This window comes from Vibrio sp. 1401, assembly GCF_033340295.1.
In genome coordinates this window covers 43,824-63,475 of sequence record NZ_JAWOWF010000030.1, presented here as the reverse complement: position 1 = coordinate 63,475, position 19,652 = coordinate 43,824, and the positions used below count along the sequence as shown (strand labels likewise).

Below are 19,652 nucleotides of genomic sequence, written 5' to 3'. Positions count from 1 at the left end.
CTTTAAAATACAAAACGCCCGATGAAGTACATCGAGCGTTTTAGTTAAAAAGTGTCAACCCATATCAGGACGGGTCATTTAAGACTTAACGTTTACTTTAGTTTTTCAAGATCCGCTTCGATCTCTGCGATCTTACTCGAAACGACTTTTTCTAAATGACGAAGGTCTGAAAGAATTTTCTCTTTTACATCAACCTCAGGTTGTTTCGTTGGCTTAGTGATTTTATTCAGTTCATCAATGACTAATGTGAGGTTACGGCTGATTTCCGTTACTTCTTTATATTTGTGACTGCCACTATCAACAAGAACATTTTTGATTTGGCGTGGGTATTTGAATTTAACGCTTTTAGCGAATAGTTCGCCTTTTTGCTTGTGGAAATAGATCTTGAGTACGTCTTTGTGTGCTTCTTGGCGTAGGGAATAACGTTCAATCTGCTTAGGGTCGTGAATACCCAAACCAGTGAGGTGGGGATACATAGGCTACCTCTATTACATCGAATTGATATTGATATAACTGTAGCAGCCTATGTATGAGCTAGATAGCTGATATTTAGCCAAAATGCTTAACTTGTGGGCAAGATCGCTCTCGCCCTGAACCGAAAAGATTGGCAGGTTTGATCTAAGCTGCGACCTCATCAGATAACTTTTCGATCAATCTCTCTCTTAGCTCATCCTGTTGTTCTTCACTTAATCTTCCCCCTGCATCACTGGTTAAAATAAACAAGTCTTCTGCTCGCTCACCAATGGTGGTGATTTTTGCACCATGAAGGTTGATATTTAAATCAGCAAACGTACGGCCTACTTTGGCCAACAGCCCTGGTGTGTCTAGCGCGACAAACTCCATTAAAGTGTGTTTTTTACCTTTGGTTGGTAAGAAGTCGACTTTGGTTTTCACGTTAAAGTGCTGAAGTTTGTTCGGAGTACGGCGCGTTTTAATCTTGGTTGGTCGGCCTGCCTCCAGTACATGAGTGAGGTGTTTAATCACCGCGGCGTGACGAGACTCATCGATCGCTTCGCCATGTTGATCGAGTACCATAAAGGTATCAATCACGTGCCCATCTTTGCTGGTCATGATTTGCGCGTCGTGTACATTAAAATTACGCCTATCTAACTCCGCCACGACCGTCGCAAATAAAGCAGGCTGGTCTTTCGTATATACAAACACCTCAGTGCCGCCACGAGTGGCTTTTTTACTGATCAACACCAAAGGCTTAGTCGGATCTTCCATGCGAAGTAAGTGTTCGCAGTGCCACGCGATTTGCGTATGGGTATGACGAAGGAAGTAGTCAGCTTTGAAGCGTTGCCACAATACTTCAATTTCGCGCGCGGCAAACCCCTCTTTGCGCAGCATTGCGGAGGCCATTTGTTGATTGTGGCGAATTCGCTCACGCACATCGACAGGGTTCTCTAGGCCTCTACGTAAAGCACGTTGTGTGGAGTAATACAGCTCCGCAAGTAAAGTTCGTTTCCAAGCATTCCAAAGTTCTGGGTTGGTTGCACAAATATCTGCAACTGTCAGGCATACAAGATAATCGAGAGATTCTTCGTCTCTGACTTTTTTGGCAAACTCGGTAATGACATCAGGATCATAAATATCTCGGCGCTGTGCGGTGACAGACATTAATAGATGATGTCTTACCAACCAAGCGACAAGTTTCGCTTCGGGCTTCGATAAACCATGCTCAATGCAGAAGTCGTACGCTTCTCCTTCACCGATAATCGAGTGATCGCCGCCACGACCTTTCCCGATATCGTGGAAAATAGCGGCAATAATCAGCAGCTCTTTCTTTTGCATCCGAGGGTAGACGTCACAGCAAATAGGGTGCTTCGCATGATTTTCTGGGTCACTAAAAGTGTTGATGTGTTTAAGTAAGCGAATACTGTGTTCATCAACGGTGTAGGCATGGAATAAGTCAAACTGCATTTGACCAACAATCTGACTCCATTGCGGTAAATAGGCCGCCATAACCCCTAATCGGTGCATGAGGCTGAATGCTTTGTGAAGAGCATTAGGGTGACGACATAACGCCATGAACTTTTCACGCGCAGCAGGAATGGTGTGCAAAAACTTGTTGAGCCGACGCCGAGCGGTGCGCAGTTGACGCAGCGTTGGTGGGCTCACCCCTTCAATAGTTGAGTCGTTAGCAATATGTAAGAACATATCCAGAATAGTTTCTGGGCGAGCTTGGAACAATGCGGGTTTCCGCGCTTCAATTAAAGAACCGCGACGTTGAAAGTCCGTATCGAGAATCTCGGCACTTTCTGTCGCCCCACCATTAATGATCGCTTGGTCAAAGAGTTTGAGTAGCATTTTATTGAGCTCTGCCACACGACGAAGCGTGCGGTAGAACTCTTTCATCATCATTTCTACGCCTCGGTTGCCTTCTCCGACGTAGCCTAGATTTTCCGCAACTTGTGCTTGATGGGCAAAGGTCAAGCGGTTGTCATAGCGGCGAAGCTCCATGTGCAGAGCGAAACGTACTCGCCAAAGGAAGTCCTGACATTCAACCAATTCTCGGTATTCTGCGTCAGTTAAAAATCCGTATCGGCTCATTTCTAACAATGAAGTCGCACCAAAGTGACGTCGAGCGACCCAGCTTAATGTATGAATATCGCGCAGCCCGCCAGGGGTTGATTTAATGTCCGGTTCTAAGTTGTAGGTCGTGTCGTGGTAACGTGCATGGCGTTCGCGCTGCTCTTGAATTTTAGCGCGGTAAAACGTCTCACTTGGCCAGAAGGAGTCTGATAACACGACTTTCTTCAGTGCCTGAAAGGTGTCCTCGCTTCCACACAGCAGTCGCGCTTCTTGCAGGTTTGTCGCGACCGTTAGATCGGCTTTACCAATTTCAGCACATTCAGTAACGGTGCGAACAGCGTGTCCGACCTCGAGTTTTAAATCCCACAACAGCGTAATGAATTCGCTGATTTTTGCTTCTAACGCGGTTGGCAGTTTATTGTTCGACAGAATCAAAATATCGATATCGGAGAGCGGATGCAGCTCGCCTCGTCCGTAGCCACCAACGGCAACTAGGGAAATGTTGTAAATATCCTTGAAACCAAAATGTTGCCACAAACGATTGAGAAGCAGATCCATATATTCAGCTCTGGCTAAAACCAAGCTTGTTACCGGATGATGATTGAGAAACTCTTGGTTTTGATTAGAGCTAAACTTCTCTAATTCTTGTTTGAGTTCACCGATATTGATTTGTTCATCGGAAAAGGTAAGAGGGGACTGAAGTGTCATATTTGCCATCCGTGCAAGCTAATCTAATAACAATCTAACAAATTTGCGGCAGATAAAAAATATCCCCGCCGAAGCAGGGATATAGTAAACAACGAGTGGTCGTCAGCTTTACGCGTTTTTCATTAGGCGAGGAATCGTATCGTCGCTACGAAGCGTCAGTACTTCACAACCTTCTTTTGTTACAACAATGGTATGTTCCCATTGCGCAGAGTTCTTGCCGTCGCCCGTGTAAACAGTCCAGTCATCTTGTGCATCAACAGAGCAACCAAATTTACCTGCGTTAATCATCGGCTCAATAGTAAAGCACATGCCTTCTTTTAATACGCGGCGGTCTTTGTTCTTGTAATGAACCACTTGTGGTTCTTCATGGAACTCATCGCCGATACCGTGGCCACAGAAGTCTTTCACAATAGAAAACTTGTTGCGAGGATTGTTCTTGTTGTTCTCTTTGATGTACTTCTCGATAGCTGTACCGATGTCACCAACCGTTGAACCTGGCTTAACGGTACGCATACCAACATACAGTGCTTCTTGAGCTACCATGCACAGACGTTTGTTTGCAGGCGAAACATCACCGACTAGGAACATCTTAGAAGTGTCACCATGGTACCCCTGAGGACGCACGCTCAGATCGGCATTCTCATCATTTGGAACGATTACGGTAATATCAACGTTTAAGATGTCACCATCTTTTAGTACCGCCGGCTTCATTTGGCCGTTGCTACCGATTTCGTCTTTTTCCGCTGGAATACCGTGGCATACGATATGGTTGATTGAAGTACAGATCGACTTAGGGAAACCATGGTAATCAAGCGGAGCAGAGTATGCACCTTTTTCTAGAGCGTACTCATGACAGATTTTGTTTAACTCTTCTGTCGTCACACCAACTTTGATGTGTGGTTCGATCATTTCTAGAATCTCTGCGGCTAGCTTGCCCGCAATGCGCATGCGTTCTATTTCTTCAGCAGTTTTAATCTTGATTGACATTGGCTTTCTCTACTTATTCCTAAGCACGTAAACGTGCGAATGGCCGCATTCTATCAGACATCGGGGCGTTAACCCAAGTTAGATAGGAATATGCATCATTCTTAATTCGATCATATGTTTAAAGTTTTGCTTATAAATAGGAGAAAGTGGCTCGGTGAAGAAATAATTTTTACTAGCCACAGTGAGCTAAAATATGGTATAAAGCGCGCCGGAATAGAGGACTGTTCTCTTCGTTTAGCAAAGTTAAGCGGCGAAGCAAGCTTCATCCGAATAACCTTTTATCTTTAAATCACACACATTCCGTCACATATTCCGGGGTGCTGAGCAGAAGCTTGGTCGGAGTTATGGGGAATGTGGAGGCCTAACCCCATAGAGGATTTTAAAATGGCAACTGTATCAATGCGCGATATGCTAAAAGCTGGTGTTCACTTCGGTCACCAGACTCGTTACTGGAACCCAAAAATGAAGCCATTCATCTTTGGCGCTCGTAACAAAGTTCATATCATCAACCTAGAAAAAACTGTACCAATGTTCAACGACGCTCTAGCTGAACTAGCTAAAGTTGGCGAGAAGAAAGGTAAGGTTCTATTCGTAGGTACTAAGCGCGCTGCATCTGAAGCTGTTAAAGAAGCTGCAATCGCAAGCAACCAGTTTTACGTAAACAACCGCTGGTTAGGCGGTATGCTTACAAACTACAAAACAGTTCGTCAGTCTATCAAGCGTCTAAAAGAACTAGAGACTCAATCTCAAGACGGTACTTTTGACAAACTAACTAAGAAAGAAGCTCTAATGCGTACTCGCGAAATGGAGAAGCTAGAGAAATCTCTTGGTGGTATCAAAGACATGGGCGGCCTACCAGACGCTCTATTCGTAATCGACGCTGATCACGAACACATTGCAATTAAAGAAGCTAACAACCTAGGTATTCCAGTATACGCTGTGGTAGATACTAACTCTAACCCAGACGGCGTTGACTACGTAATCCCAGGTAACGACGACGCGATCCGCGCTGTACAGCTATACCTGAACGCTGCTGCTTCAGCAGTATCTGAAGGTCGTAACAAAGACGTAGCTGCAGTTGCTGAAAAAGACGGTTTCGTAGAAGCTGAATAATAGCGGCTCTGTGTCACACTTGGTCTATGTGAAACCTTTGTGTAGCATAAACTAAGTTATAGTTAGCAATGGGGGCCGACAATGTTAGGCCCCTGTTTTTTACCTTATTTCGAATCAAACGAGGAAGACAGAATGGCAACTGTAACTGCTGCTCTAGTTAAAGAACTTCGCGAGCGTACTGGCGCTGGCATGATGGAATGTAAGAAAGCGCTTGTAGAAGCAAACGCTGACATCGAACTAGCAATTGAAAACATGCGTAAATCTGGCGCAGCGAAAGCAGCTAAGAAAGCTGGTAACGTTGCAGCTGAAGGCGCAATCATCATCAAAGAAGAAAACGGCGTTGCTGTTCTTCTTGAAGTTAACTGCCAAACTGACTTCGTTGCTAAAGACGGTAACTTCACTGCATTCGCAGAAGAAGTTGCAGCTGCAGCTCTAGCTTCAAAAGCTTCTGTTGAAGAACTACAAGCACAATTCGAAGACGCACGTGTAGCTCTAGTAGCTAAAATCGGTGAAAACATCACTATCCGTCGCGTAGAATACGTTCAAGGCACTGCAATCGCTTCTTACCGTCACGGTGAGAAAATCGGTGTTGTTGTTGCTGGTGAAGGCGACGCAGAAACTCTTAAGCACGTTGCAATGCACGTTGCTGCTTCTAAGCCTGAGTTCGTTAACCCAGAAGACGTACCAGCTGACGTAGTAGAAAAAGAGAAAGCTGTTCAAGTTGAAATCGCAATGAACGAAGGCAAGCCTGCTGAAATCGCTGAGAAGATGGTTGTTGGCCGCATGAAGAAATTCACTGGCGAGATCTCTCTAACAGGTCAAGCTTTCATCATGGAGCCTAAGAAAACTGTAGGCGAAATGCTGAAAGAAAAAGGCGCTTCAGTTTCTACGTTCGTTCGCCTAGAAGTAGGTGAAGGTATCGAGAAGAAAGAAGAAATGAGCTTCGCTGAAGAAGTTGCAGCAGCTCAAAAAGGTTAATCCTTAGAGACTGTATAAAGATTAGACCGTAGCCAAGGCTGCGGTCTTTTTATGAGCAGTGAACGATTAGCCGTGATGAATAGCCATAACTGAAGTTGTGTCTATTCATGACTGTTAATCAACAACTCTCTTTGGAAGGTAAACTCCATGACTACGAACCCTAAACCAGCGTATCAACGTATTCTATTAAAACTGAGTGGTGAAGCTCTTCAAGGTGAAGACGGTTTTGGTATTGATCCTGCGGTCCTTGATCGTATGGCACAAGAAGTTAAAGAACTGGTTGAACTGGGTGTTCAGGTTGGTGTAGTTATCGGTGGCGGTAACTTGTTCCGTGGTGCAGGCCTAGCTGAAGCTGGTATGAACCGCGTAGTTGGTGACCACATGGGTATGCTTGCTACAGTAATGAATGGCCTAGCGATGCGTGATGCTCTTCACCGTGCATACGTAAATGCGCGCGTTATGTCTGCAATCCCTCTAAAAGGCGTATGTGACGACTATAATTGGGCTGATGCGATCCGTGAGCTTCGCCAAGGCCGAGTTGTCATCTTCTCTGCTGGTACTGGTAACCCGTTCTTTACAACGGATTCTGCTGCTTGTTTACGTGGTATCGAAATTGAAGCGGATGTCGTACTAAAAGCGACGAAAGTTGATGGTGTATTTACTGCTGACCCTGTAGCAAACCCAGACGCAGAGCTGTATGATAAGCTATCTTATGCAGAAGTTCTGGATAAAGAGCTGAAAGTTATGGACTTGGCGGCGTTTACGCTAGCTCGTGACCACAAAATGCCAATCCGCGTATTTAATATGAACAAGCCAGGCGCACTACGTCGCGTGGTAATGGGCGAAGCAGAAGGCACGCTCATCAACGAATAAGCTTGGCTTAAGGTGCCACTCCAAAGCGTTAGGGTGGTGCTTGCTTTGCTCAACCGTTTTAGGCTTTCTTCAGGAAAGATGACATTTTTAAGGTGAAACTGTGATTAACGAAATCAAAAAAGACGCGCAAGAGCGCATGGATAAAAGCGTTGAAGCGCTTAAGAACAACCTTTCTAAAATTCGTACAGGTCGTGCACACCCAAGCCTACTATCTGGTATTTCTGTAGAATACTACGGTGCAGCAACACCTCTAAACCAAGTAGCAAACGTTGTTGCTGAAGATGCACGTACACTTGCAATCACGGTTTTTGATAAAGAGCTGACGCCGAAAGTAGAAAAAGCGATCATGACGTCTGACCTTGGTCTAAACCCTATGTCAGCTGGCACTATCATCCGCGTTCCACTTCCACCGCTAACGGAAGAGCGTCGTAAAGACCTAGTTAAGATCGTTCGTGGTGAAGCTGAAGGTGGTCGTGTTGCTGTTCGTAACATCCGTCGTGACGCAAACAACGATCTTAAAGCGCTTCTAAAAGATAAAGAAATCTCTGAAGATGAAGACCGTAAAGCACAAGACGAAATTCAAAAGCTAACTGACGTTGCAGTTAAGAAGATCGATGAAGTTCTTGCTGCAAAAGAAAAAGAGTTGATGGAAGTTTAATACTCCCACACACATCACTGTTGGAAAACGCTGTGCTCACAGCTCAGCGTTTTTTTATGTTAGTCTATCCAACTGATGGAACTCAATTAACTCCCTATGCAAAATTCTCAAGCCTTCTCTGATTCCCTTCCTAAGCATATTGCCATCATTATGGACGGTAATGGCCGTTGGGCTAAGTCCAAAGGAAAACCTCGCGTATTTGGTCATAAAAAAGGCGTTAGTGCCGTTCGTAAGACCGTGGCTGCTGCTTCAAAACTAGGCATTAGAGCCATGACGCTGTTTGCTTTTAGTAGTGAAAACTGGCGTCGTCCGGAGGAAGAAGTGGGTCTTTTGATGGAACTGTTTATCACGGTCCTGTCTAGTGAAGTAAAAAAACTACACAAAAATAACTTACGGTTGCGCGTGATCGGTGATACCAGTCGATTTAGTGAGCGTCTACAAAAGAAAATTGTAGAAGCAGAAAACCTAACGGCAGATAACACGGGTATGGTGATCAACATTGCAGCCAACTATGGCGGTAAATGGGACATCACAGAAGCTGCTAAAACGTTAGCGCTAAAAGCACGTAACGGTGAAATTCGTGTAGAGGATATCAATGAGCAGCTAATCACTGAGCATTTGACCATGGCAGACCTACCGGAAGTGGATCTTTTAATTCGCACCAGTGGAGAGTGCCGCATCAGCAACTTTATGTTGTGGCAAATGGCTTATGCAGAAATGTACTTTACACCAGAGTACTGGCCAGAATTCGATGAAGACAGTTTGGTAGAAGCTGTGACTTGGTTTATCAACCGAGAACGTCGTTTTGGCTGTACAGGTGAACAAATAAAGGCATTGATGGCAGCTCAATAAGGACTAGTTAGTTTGAAACAGAGAATAATAACAGCACTAATTTTAGCTCCCCTGGTTATTTTAGGCATTTTTAAATTACCGCTAATGGGCTTTATTGCCGCTTTAACTGCAATAACGCTATTAGGTTTTTGGGAGTGGACTCAGTTTACAGGAAGCAACTCTCGCATTGCTGCCCTTGTGCCGGCAATCATTATTACCGGACTTAGTTTTCTATACATCTCGCCTGATGCATATAGCCTCAATCACTTAACGACACCTCATTATGTCGTCTTGGGTATTGGTTTTGTTTGGTGGATTATTGCTAGCTTAATGGCGATTACTTACCCCAAAACGACGAAATCTTGGCAAAGTAATTTTGTTTTACGTCATGTATTTGGTTTTCTGACATTAATCCCATTCCTTTGGAGTGTGATTATTCTCAGAGCGTATGACATCACTGTAGATCCATACCACGGCGCAAAGCTTGTGTTGTACGTTTGTTTCTTGGTATGGGCTGCAGATAGCGGCGCCTACTTTGCAGGCAAAAGCTTAGGCAAACGTAAGATGGCTCCTCATGTAAGCCCCAATAAAACCATTGAAGGGCTAATTGGTGGCATTATCACGGCATTAATCGTAGCGTGGGCATTTGCTGATTGGTTCGATATCCAGTTCACTAGCCCTGTCCATATGGTGCTGATTACGCTAGTGACTGTCGTTATTTCAGTGCTTGGTGATCTGGTTGAAAGTATGTTCAAACGTGTCTCAGGCATTAAAGACAGCAGTAACATTATCCCAGGGCACGGTGGTGTGCTAGATCGTATCGACAGCCTAACCGCAGCATTCCCAGTTTTTGCTCTTCTTTACTACGTATTCTAATTTATCAGGAGCGGCGTCGTCGCTCCTGAGCTTTCTAACGGTCTTACAACATGCAAAAGTTAACGATTCTTGGTGCTACTGGATCAATTGGTGCAAGCACGCTTAAAGTGGTCGAACAAAACCCAGATCTGTTTTCTGTCGTTGCCTTAGCGGCAAGCACTAACGTTGAAAAGATGATCGGTCTATGTCGTCAGTGGCAACCTAAGTATGCGGTCATGGCAGATAAAGCTGCGGCGTCTCAACTTCAAGCTGAGCTACACTCGGTTTCGCCAGGTACCGAAGTGCTAGGTGGTGTTGATGCGCTATGCCATATTGCTTCGCTGGACGAGGTCGACAGTGTAATGGCTGCTATTGTAGGAGCAGCCGGCTTATTGCCTACCATGGCTGCCGTGAAAGCAGGTAAGCGAGTCTTGTTGGCAAATAAAGAAGCACTTGTAATGTCAGGCCAGCTATTTATTGATGCCGTTGAAGAATTTGGCGCAGAGCTACTTCCCGTCGACAGTGAACACAACGCCATTTTCCAATGTTTACCACAGCAAGTACAAACCAATCTAGGTCGTTGCAATTTACAAGAACATGGCATTTCTCATATTTTGTTGACTGGATCTGGTGGTCCTTTCCGTTACACTGACATCGCAGAACTGGAGCAGGTGACACCCGCTCAGGCGATCGCTCATCCAAACTGGTCGATGGGGCCAAAAATTTCTGTTGATTCTGCCACGATGATGAATAAAGGCCTTGAGTATATAGAAGCTAAGTGGCTATTTAATGCTGCTCGCGAACAACTGAAGGTGGTTATTCATCCTCAATCGGTAATTCATTCTATGGTTCAGTATCGTGATGGTTCGGTCTTGGCACAAATGGGAGAAGCGGATATGGCGACGCCAATTGCGCTCACCATGTCATACCCGTCAAGAGTGGAAGCTGGGGTTAAGCCGCTAGACTTCACGAAAGTTGGTGAGCTGACGTTTTTGCAGCCTGACTTTGCTCGTTACCCATGTTTAAAACTCGCAATTGATGCTTGTTATGAAGGTCAACACGCAACAACGGCATTGAATGCAGCTAATGAAGTCGCTGTTGATGCATTTTTAAATAACAGACTAGGTTTTACCGATATTGCTCGCATCAATGAGTCTGTGTTGAATAAAATCAACGCAAGCTGCAAAGCTGAGAATGCGAATAGCTTGGAAAGCTTGCTCGAGCTAGATAGAATGGCACGAACTATTGCCCTAGAAACCATACGCGAGCGTAGCTGATGACTGGTATATTGTGGAATCTCATTTCTTTTATCGTCGCACTGGGCATTCTTGTTGCCGTGCACGAATTTGGGCATTTTTGGGTTGCTCGCCGTTGCGGCGTTAAAGTTGAAAAGTTTTCAATCGGTTTCGGCAAGTCTATTTGGAGTAAAGTAGGCAAAGACGGAACGGAGTACAGCATCTCAATGATCCCTCTCGGCGGCTATGTGAAAATGGTTGATAGCCGTGTCGATGAGGTGCCAGAACATGAGAAGCACCTAGCGTTTGATAAGAAGCCGTTATGGAAGCGTACCTCTATTGTTGCGGCTGGCCCCATCTTTAATTTTCTTTTCGCAATTTTTGCCTATTGGCTGGTATTTCTAATTGGTATCCCAGCTGTTAAGCCTGTAATTGGTGAAGTTACGCCCAATTCGATTGTTGCGGAAGCTGGAATTGAATCTGGAATGGAACTTAAATCGATATCTGGTATCAAAACTCCGGATTGGGAATCAGTAAATATGGGATTGATTTCTCATATTGGCGATGATTTGATGACGGTAACACTAACGTCAGCGAATGAAGTTGGTTCAGAAGTAACGAAAACGCTCGATTTACGTGAGTGGAAGTTCGACCCAGAAACTCAGTCAGCGATGCAGTCGTTAGGTTTTGCTCCGTATACACCGGAGGTGTATCGAGTTATCGAGCAGGTCTCGCAAGGTGGAGCGGCGGAAAAAGCCGGTGTGCTTCCAGGTGATGAGGTTGTCGCAATTGGTCAACAACGCGTGACCGAATGGAAGCAAGTAGTTGAAGCGGTTCGTTCTAATCCTGATACACCGCTTGAATTGACGGTGTTACGTCAGGGTTATGAGCAAACATTGACGCTGACGCCCGGTAGCCGTGAGCTAGCTAACAAAGAAGTCGTTGGTTTTGCAGGTATTGCACCTAAAGTCGCAGAATGGCCAGAAAGTTATCGCTTCGATCTTCAGTTTGGTGTATTCGAGTCAATAGGTAAAGCAGTAGACAAAACTGGCCAAGTCATTGGTTTGACAATCAGCATGCTTAAGAAGCTTATTGTTGGAGACGTTGGTCTGAATAATCTGAGTGGACCAATATCAATAGCCAAAGGCGCAGGCGCGACAGCAGATTATGGTTTGGTCTACTTTTTAGGTTTTCTCGCTCTAATTAGTGTTAACCTAGGTATTATTAATCTCGTTCCTTTACCAATGTTGGATGGCGGTCATTTGTTGTTTTTTGCAATTGAAGCAGTCATTCGACGTCCTGTTCCTGAGAAAGTGCAGGAAATGGGCTTTAGAATTGGTGGTGCGATCATCTTCTCGCTCATGGCGTTAGCGCTATTTAATGATTTTACTCGTCTGTGATAGTTCAGAGACAAAAGCAGTAGCAAGGAATAATTAGAACAAGTATGGCGATTAAGCGAATTCTATTTGCAAGTTTACTGGCGACCAGTGTATCTGCAAATGGAGCAGAGAACTTCGTAGTTCAAGATATTGAAATCGATGGATTGCAGCGTGTAGCACTGGGTGCTGCATTGTTGAAAATGCCTGTACGTGTCGGTGATACCATTGGCCAAGGCGATGTTGCAGAAATTATCCGCGCCCTGTATGCATCTGGTAACTTTGAAGATGTGAAAGTGTTGCGTGACGGTGGTGTTCTGATGGTTCAAGTCAAAGAACGTCCTACCATTGCAAGCATCTCTTTTTCAGGTAACAAAGCAATCAAGGACGAGCAGCTACAAGAAAACCTGAACGCGTCTGGCGTTCGTGAAGGTGAAGCGCTTGACCGCACCACGCTAAGCAACATTGAAAAAGGCTTAGAAGACTTTTACTACAGCGTAGGTAAATACAACGCAACAGTAAAAGCGGTGGTGACTCCACTACCACGTAATCGTTCTGATCTTAAGTTTGTCTTTACTGAAGGTGTGTCGGCAAAAATTCAGCAAATCAACTTTATCGGTAATGAAGTGTTCAGTGATGAAGAACTGCTTTCGCGCTTTAACTTAAATGTTGATGTGCCGTGGTGGAATTTCCTTTCTGATGAAAAGTATCAAAAGCAAGTTCTTGCAGGTGATATTGAAGCACTCAAATCATTCTACCTGGATCGTGGTTACTTAAAATTTAACGTTGATTCGACACAAGTTGCAATCTCTCCTGACAAGAAAGGGGTATACATTACTCTTGGTCTAGAAGAGGGCGAGGTTTACACCGTTAAGGACGTGAAGTTCCGTGGTGATTTGATTGGCGAGGAAGCGACGTTCGAAAGACTTGTGCCATTTGAAGACAATGAGACATACAACGGCTCGTTGGTTACTTCAATGGAAGAAGGGATTAAGCGTGTGCTTGGTGAGTCCGGTTATGCTTATCCTCAAGTGAATACCATTCCTGAGTTTGACGACGAGAATCAAGAAGTTTCTTTGGTCGTTAACGTAGATCCGGGTAACCGAATTTATGTTCGTGACATTCGCTTCACGGGTAATAACTCAACCAAAGATGAAGTCCTTCGTCGTGAAATGCGTCAGATGGAAGGCAGTTGGTTGAACTCGAAATCGATTGAAACGGGTAAAACTCGTCTAAATCGTTTGGGCTACTTTGAAAATGTTGAAGTACAGACGGTTCGAGTTCCTGGTAGTGATGATCAAGTTGACCTAGTTTACTCTGTCAAAGAAGCGAACTCTGGTAGCGTTAACTTCGGTGTTGGCTACGGCACAGAATCGGGTGTGAGCTTCCAGGTTGGCCTGCAACAAGATAACTTCATTGGTAGTGGTAACCGTGTTGGTATCAACGCGATGATGAATGACTACCAGAAAAACATCAGTCTAGATTACCGTGATCCGTACTGGAACTTAGACGGTGTAAGCTTAGGTGGTAAGGTTTTCTATAACGAATTTGAAGCGAAAGAAGCCAATATCGTTGACTATACCAACGAAAGCTATGGCGCGAGCTTAACGTGGGGTTTCCCATTCGATGAGTTGAACCGTTTTGAATTCGGTGTCGGTTATACGCACAACAAGATCGGTAACTTATCGCCTTACTTACAGGTAGAGCAGTTCTTACGAGCACAAGCAGACAACATTGATTCTAGTGGAGCGTTGAACACAAACGATTTCGACTTCAATATCTCTTGGACACGTAATAACTTAAACCGTGGCTACTTCCCTACGGCAGGTAACCATCAGCGTGCATTCTATAAAATGACCGTACCTGGCTCTGACGTTCAATACTTCAAAATGCAGTACGATGTTCGTCAGTATGTGCCATTGACTAAAAAGCACGAGTTTACCCTCTTGTTCCGTGGCCGCTTAGGTTACGGTAATGGTTACGGTCAAACGGATGGCAACGATAACTTGTTCCCATTCTACGAAAACTACTACGCAGGTGGCTTTACATCGCTTCGTGGCTTTGGCTCAAACTCTGTTGGTCCTAAAGCGGTTTACCGTGATACATCTGGTTCAAACAATGGCGCAGATACAGCAACAGATGACTCTGTTGGTGGTAACGCCGTAGCGCTAGCAAGTGTTGAGTTGATTGTCCCAACACCATTTGCATCAGAAGAAGTACAAAACCAAATTCGTACCAGTATCTTCTTTGATATGGCAAGTGTTTGGGATACGGAGTTTGACTACCGCGATTCAGGTGCGGAATATGGTGACCGTTACTACTACGATTACTCAGATCCAACCAACTACCGCTCTTCTTACGGTGCGGCGTTGCAGTGGATGTCTCCAATGGGGCCACTAGTCTTCTCACTAGCGAAACCAATTAAGAAATTTGATGGCGATGATGAAGAGTTCTTCACATTCACTATCGGTAGAACTTTCTAAAGAGGAAAATATTTTGAATAAAATGATCAAAGCGGCTGGGATTGGCCTTCTTGTACTGAGCTCTTCAATGTTTGCAAATGCGGCAGAAGCTGCACAGAAAATTGCTTACGTAAATACAGCTCAAGTTTTTCAAGCTCTTCCTCAACGTGAAGTTGTACTACAAAAAATGCAGAAAGACTTCAAAAGCAAAGCTGATGAACTGAAGTCAATCCAAGCACAAGCTAAAACAAAGATTGAGAAGCTACAACGTGACGGCGAGCTTTTGGGTCAAGACGAAGTTGAAAAGCTACGTATCGATATCGCGAAGCTAGACAGCGAGTACAAAGTGAAAGCACAAGCACTTGAAAAAGCAAGTGCGCGTCGTGAAGCTGAAGAAAAAGCGAAGCTTTTCAAAACGATTCAAGATGCAGTTAAGAAAGTCGCAGACAAAAATGGTTACGATCTTGTGATTGATATCTCTGCTTTGCAGTACGGCAAGCCAGAATACAATATCTCTGAAGACGTAATTAAAGCTCTAAAATAAGAAGTTATGAAGACATTGACATTAGCCGAATTGGCGACAATTACCGGGGGTGAGCTGTTTGGTGACGAGTCTCTCGTTGTAAGCCGTGTTGCCCCAATGGATAAAGCACAAGAAGGTGACGTAACCTTCTTGTCTAACCCAAAATACGCAAAACACCTTTCTGAGTGCCAAGCTACCGTTGTTATGGTAAAGGCTGAGCATAAAGATCAATGCGTTGGAAATGCGCTAGTGGTTTCAGACCCTTATGTCGCATTTGCTCGTGTGGTTCAAGCGATGGATACCACACCAAAACCGGCAGACGATATTGCACCAAGTGCTGTGATTGCCGCTGACGTTAAGATGGGTGAGAACGTTACAATCGGCGCTAACGCTGTGATTGAAACGGGCGTAGAACTCGGCGATAACGTAAGCGTTGGCGCTGGTTGTTTTATCGGTAAGAACGCCAAGCTAGGGAATAACACCAAGCTTTGGGCTAATGTCACTATCTACCATGAAGTGTCATTAGGTGATGACTGTCTTGTTCAATCGGGTACCGTCATTGGCTCTGATGGCTTCGGTTATGCGAATGACAAAGGCGAGTGGATCAAAATCCCTCAGCTTGGTTCAGTGCGTATCGGTAACCGCGTTGAGATTGGTGCTTGTACTACGATTGACCGCGGTGCACTCGAAGATACTATCATTGAAGACAATGTCATTCTGGATAACCAACTTCAAATCGCGCACAACGTGCAGATCGGATATGGTACCGTGATGCCTGGTGGTACTATTGTCGCGGGCAGTACAAAAATTGGTAAGTACTGCCAGATTGGCGGCGCGTCTGTTCTGAATGGCCATATCACTATCGCAGATGGTGTGGCGATTACAGGTATGGGCATGGTAATGCGCAGTATCGAAGAAAAAGGCCTTTACTCATCAGGTATTCCACTACAAACGAACAGAGAGTGGCGTAAAACTGCAACTCGAGTTCACCGTATTGATGAGATGAATAAGCGCCTGAAAGCGGTTGAAAAACAGCTGGAACAGAAAGAAGAAATTTAGAACAAGTTATCTTTCGCTCTGTATTTAACGTGAAAGCTAACAGGCTCTAGTTCCATATTCTGTACGAAGACTCGCGAAATGCGGGTCTTTTTCTTCTATAATGACGCGCTCTAAGTAGATTTAACTCCAAGATGGTGCGTATTTTGCTAGTATATTGCAAAGCGATTCGGCTTTACGACCTGTTGCCACGTTTGCCATCTTGGCGGCAAAAAATTGATATAGGAAGACGACTTTGACTACTGAAAAGAAAACGATGAACATCTCTGAAATTCAAGAGCTACTACCTCATCGCTACCCATTCTTATTGATCGACCGAGTGATAGACTTCCAAGAAGAGAAGTACCTTCACGCGATTAAAAACGTGTCGGTTAACGAACCTCAGTTCACAGGTCACTTTCCTCAACTACCAGTATTCCCAGGTGTTTTGATTTTAGAAGCAATGGCTCAGGCAACAGGCTTACTTGCATTTAAATCATTTGGTGCACCAACAGAAAATGAACTGTACTACTTTGCAAGCGTAGACGGCGCGAAATTCCGTAAACCAGTGGTTCCGGGCGACCAATTGGTTATTGAGGTAGAATTTCTGAAAGAACGTCGCGGCATTGCTGCATTTAGCGGTGTAGCAAAAGTTGACGGTGAAGTGGTATGTTCTGCAGAACTGAAGTGTGCTCGTCGAGAGTTTTAATATGATTCATGAAACCGCTAAAATCCACCCGGCAGCGGTGGTAGAAGAGGGCGCCAAAATTGGTGCTAACGTAACAGTAGGTCCTTTTACGTACATCACCTCTACGGTTGAAATTGGTGAAGGCACAGAAGTGATGTCTCACGTTGTGATCAAAGGTCACACAACTATTGGCAAAGATAACCGTATTTTCCCACATGCTGTCATTGGTGAAGAAAACCAAGACAAAAAATACGGTGGTGAAGACACAACTGTGGTTATCGGTGACCGTAACGTCATTCGTGAAGCGGTCCAAGTTCACCGCGGCACAGTGCAAGACAAAGCAACCACGATCATTGGTGATGACAACTTATTGTGTGTGAATGCACACGTTGCGCATGATGTTGTTATTGGTAACCACACTCATATCGGTAATAACTCGATTCTTGGTGGTCACGTTACTGTTGATGACTATGCCGGTGTGATGGCACTGTCTGCGATTCATCCGTTTTGTACAGTGGGCGCTTACGCATACATTGGCGGCTGTTCAGCTGTGGTGCAAGATGTCCCAGCTTATGTACTCGCGCAAGGTAACCACGCTACTCCATTCGGCTTGAACCTTGTTGGCTTGAAGCGTAATGGCTTTGAGAAACCAGAGATTCGTGCGCTACAAAAAGCGTATAAAGAAATCTACCGTTCAGGTAAGACGCTAGAAGAAGTGAAGCCTATTCTGGCTGAAATGGCTCAAGAGTGGCCAGCAGTGAAGCGTTTCTCAGATATTCTGGAAACGACGGAACGTGGCATTATTCGTTAATTGGCGAATGAACCAATAAATAAAAAGATCGTGACCGAATTTGAGGTTACGATCTTTTTGTGTTTTATGGATAAGGCAAACCGTTATCCATAGCGCACAGGAAAAATAGCGAAGTAGATATGGAAAGACCATTACGTATTGGCATCATTGCCGGAGAATTGTCTGGCGATACGCTAGGTGAAGGCTTTATCAAAGCAGTAAAGCAGCAATATCCAGACGCAGAGTTCGTAGGCATTGGCGGTCCGAAAATGATAGCCCAAGGTTGCGAGTCTCTGTTTGATATGGAAGAGCTTGCGGTGATGGGATTAGTCGAGGTTTTAGGCCGCTTACCGAGACTTCTTAAAGTGAAAGCTGATCTCGTTCAGTATTTTACTCAGAATCCGCCTGATGTTTTCATAGGGATCGATGCTCCTGACTTCAACTTACGCTTGGAGCTTGACCTCAAGCAAGCGGGCATTAAAACCGTTCATTACGTGAGTCCGTCTGTTTGGGCTTGGCGTCAGAAGCGCATCTTTAAAATAGAAGCGGCAACGAACTTGGTGCTAGCATTTCTTCCGTTTGAGAAAGCGTTCTACGACAAATTTAATGTACCTTGCGAGTTCATTGGTCATACCTTGGCTGATGCCATCCCACTAGAATCAGAACAAGCGCCTGCACGTGAGTTGCTTGGTTTAGAACAAGATAAAAAGTGGCTTGCTGTCCTGCCAGGCAGTCGTGGTAGCGAGTTAAAAATGCTCTCAGAGCCATTTATTGAAACCTGCAAGTTACTCCATAAAAAATTTCCAGAACTGGGGTTTGTTGTCGCGCTTGTTAATCAAAAACGCCGTGAGCAGTTTGAACAAGCCTGGAAAGCGCTCGCGCCAGAGTTGGACTTCAAGTTAGTTGATGACACCGCACGCAACGTCATCACCGCATCCGATGCTGTGATGTTGGCCTCCGGTACCGTAGCGTTGGAGTGTATGCTTCTCAAGCGTCCAATGGTGGTGGGTTATCGTGTGAATGCATTTACTGCTTTCTTAGCTAAACGTCTATTGAAAACGAAGTATGTGTCATTGCCGAATATCTTGGCGGATGATGAGCTCGTCAAAGAATATCTACAAGATGAGTGCACACCGGACAATTTGTTTACTGAGGTTTCTCGCTTATTGGAAAGCGACAATAAACCGATGTTAGATAAATTTACGGAAATGCATCATTGGATTCGTAAAGATGCGGACCAACAAGCCGCAAACGCAGTTCTAAAACTGATTGAGAAATAGAGATTTATCATGGCTGTTAAACCAAAAGCGACCAAAACCAAAGTTGAACTCCCTCCGTTTGAATATCCGCAAGGTTATCAGCTTGTGGCCGGAGTCGACGAGGTAGGACGTGGCCCTTTGGTAGGAGACGTCGTCACCGCTGCGGTTATCCTTGATCCTAACAATCCTATTGAAGGGTTGAACGATTCGAAAAAATTGACCGAAAAGAAACGCATGGCGCTGCTTCCTGAAATCAAAGAAAAAGCATTGGCGTGGGCGGTCGGGCGTTGTTCTCCTGAAGAAATCGATCAACTGAATATTTTGCAGGCGACTATGGTTGCGATGCAGCGTGCAGTGGCGGGGTTACAGGTTCAACCTGATTTGGTGTTGATTGATGGTAACCGTTGTCCGGAGCTGCCTATGGATGCTCAAGCTGTAGTAAAAGGCGATCTACGTGTTGCCGAAATCAGTGCGGCTTCAATTATTGCTAAAGTCGTGCGTGACCAAGAGATGGAAGAGTTGGATAAACTTCATCCACAATTTGGCTTCGCGAAGCACAAAGGTTACCCAACTAAAGCGCACTTTGAAGCGATTGAGCAACACGGAGTGATCAGTGAACACCGCAAGAGTTTCAAGCCAGTAAAAAAAGCGTTAGGCATAGAATAATCAAACGATCTAATTGGTGTTATAAACCCAACCTCTTTAGGTTAGAATCCCCAACAAAATAGAGTTACACGGTACCTGTT

The 19,652-nt window shown here is 44.8% G+C and carries 18 protein-coding genes; 15 read left to right on the top strand and 3 right to left on the bottom strand.

The features are described 5' to 3' along the window. Positions 1-92: 92 nt before the first annotated feature. The 3 genes from R7Z77_RS15660 to map all read right to left on the bottom strand — a co-directional run bounded on the left by R7Z77_RS15660 (position 93) and on the right by map (position 4,230). Positions 93-476: a DUF3461 family protein gene (locus R7Z77_RS15660; protein ID WP_213967819.1), complete on the bottom strand. Its 384-nt coding sequence runs from the start codon at positions 474-476 to the stop codon at positions 93-95. 142 nt (positions 477-618) lie between these two features. Continuing rightward, on the bottom strand, positions 619-3,243 hold the full coding sequence (glnD, locus tag R7Z77_RS15655) for a bifunctional uridylyltransferase/uridylyl-removing protein GlnD (RefSeq protein ID WP_017636037.1): 2,625 nt from the start codon (positions 3,241-3,243) through the stop codon (positions 619-621). A gap of 108 nt (positions 3,244-3,351) precedes the next feature. Beyond that, on the bottom strand, positions 3,352-4,230 hold the full coding sequence (gene map / locus R7Z77_RS15650; RefSeq protein WP_005380326.1) for a type I methionyl aminopeptidase: 879 nt from the start codon (positions 4,228-4,230) through the stop codon (positions 3,352-3,354). A gap of 384 nt (positions 4,231-4,614) precedes the next feature. On the opposite strand from map, the gene rpsB reads away from it, so the two are divergent. The 15 genes from rpsB to rnhB all read left to right on the top strand — a co-directional run bounded on the left by rpsB (position 4,615) and on the right by rnhB (position 19,572). Further along, complete coding sequence (rpsB, locus tag R7Z77_RS15645; protein ID WP_005380327.1) at positions 4,615-5,343, top strand: 30S ribosomal protein S2; 729 nt, start codon at positions 4,615-4,617, stop codon at positions 5,341-5,343. Between the two features lie 132 nt (positions 5,344-5,475). Beyond that, positions 5,476-6,321 carry a translation elongation factor Ts gene (gene tsf, locus R7Z77_RS15640; protein ID WP_005380328.1) on the top strand — a complete coding sequence of 282 codons (846 nt, stop codon included), beginning with the start codon at positions 5,476-5,478 and terminating at the stop codon, positions 6,319-6,321. A gap of 147 nt (positions 6,322-6,468) precedes the next feature. Beyond that, positions 6,469-7,194, top strand: a complete 726-nt coding sequence (gene pyrH, locus R7Z77_RS15635; RefSeq protein WP_005380329.1) for a UMP kinase — start codon at positions 6,469-6,471, stop codon at positions 7,192-7,194. Positions 7,195-7,294: 100 nt separating this feature from the next. Continuing rightward, a complete protein-coding gene (gene frr / locus R7Z77_RS15630) occupies positions 7,295-7,852 on the top strand; it encodes a ribosome recycling factor (protein ID WP_005385348.1) in 558 nt (185 codons plus the stop codon). Positions 7,853-7,948: 96 nt separating this feature from the next. Then, positions 7,949-8,704, top strand: a complete 756-nt coding sequence (locus tag R7Z77_RS15625; RefSeq protein WP_005380331.1) for an isoprenyl transferase — start codon at positions 7,949-7,951, stop codon at positions 8,702-8,704. A 12-nt stretch (positions 8,705-8,716) separates the two neighbouring features. Further along, positions 8,717-9,559, top strand: a complete 843-nt coding sequence (locus R7Z77_RS15620; protein WP_005385351.1) for a phosphatidate cytidylyltransferase — start codon at positions 8,717-8,719, stop codon at positions 9,557-9,559. A gap of 50 nt (positions 9,560-9,609) precedes the next feature. Then, complete coding sequence (ispC, locus tag R7Z77_RS15615; RefSeq protein WP_005385353.1) at positions 9,610-10,815, top strand: 1-deoxy-D-xylulose-5-phosphate reductoisomerase; 1,206 nt, start codon at positions 9,610-9,612, stop codon at positions 10,813-10,815. Then, positions 10,815-12,173: a sigma E protease regulator RseP gene (gene rseP, locus R7Z77_RS15610; protein WP_005380334.1), complete on the top strand. Its 1,359-nt coding sequence runs from the start codon at positions 10,815-10,817 to the stop codon at positions 12,171-12,173. The genes ispC and rseP overlap by 1 nt, the downstream gene beginning before the upstream one ends. A gap of 44 nt (positions 12,174-12,217) precedes the next feature. Continuing rightward, positions 12,218-14,632 (top strand): outer membrane protein assembly factor BamA, encoded by a 2,415-nt coding sequence (gene bamA, locus R7Z77_RS15605; protein WP_005391802.1) that lies wholly within the window; start codon positions 12,218-12,220, stop codon positions 14,630-14,632. Positions 14,633-14,645: 13 nt separating this feature from the next. Further along, on the top strand, positions 14,646-15,155 hold the full coding sequence (locus tag R7Z77_RS15600) for an OmpH family outer membrane protein (protein WP_005391804.1): 510 nt from the start codon (positions 14,646-14,648) through the stop codon (positions 15,153-15,155). Between the two features lie 6 nt (positions 15,156-15,161). Next, on the top strand, positions 15,162-16,193 hold the full coding sequence (lpxD, locus tag R7Z77_RS15595; protein WP_005380347.1) for a UDP-3-O-(3-hydroxymyristoyl)glucosamine N-acyltransferase: 1,032 nt from the start codon (positions 15,162-15,164) through the stop codon (positions 16,191-16,193). A gap of 232 nt (positions 16,194-16,425) precedes the next feature. Beyond that, entirely contained in the window at positions 16,426-16,878 is a 453-nt protein-coding gene (fabZ, locus tag R7Z77_RS15590) for a 3-hydroxyacyl-ACP dehydratase FabZ (RefSeq protein WP_005380349.1), read from the top strand. A gap of 1 nt (position 16,879) precedes the next feature. Continuing rightward, entirely contained in the window at positions 16,880-17,668 is a 789-nt protein-coding gene (gene lpxA / locus R7Z77_RS15585) for an acyl-ACP--UDP-N-acetylglucosamine O-acyltransferase (RefSeq protein ID WP_005380357.1), read from the top strand. Positions 17,669-17,787: 119 nt separating this feature from the next. Then, complete coding sequence (lpxB, locus tag R7Z77_RS15580; protein ID WP_213967820.1) at positions 17,788-18,927, top strand: lipid-A-disaccharide synthase; 1,140 nt, start codon at positions 17,788-17,790, stop codon at positions 18,925-18,927. A gap of 9 nt (positions 18,928-18,936) precedes the next feature. Beyond that, the gene (gene rnhB, locus R7Z77_RS15575; RefSeq protein WP_005380361.1) at positions 18,937-19,572 is read left to right on the top strand and encodes a ribonuclease HII; all 636 of its coding nucleotides are present in this window, start codon (positions 18,937-18,939) and stop codon (positions 19,570-19,572) included. Positions 19,573-19,652: the final 80 nt, after the last annotated feature.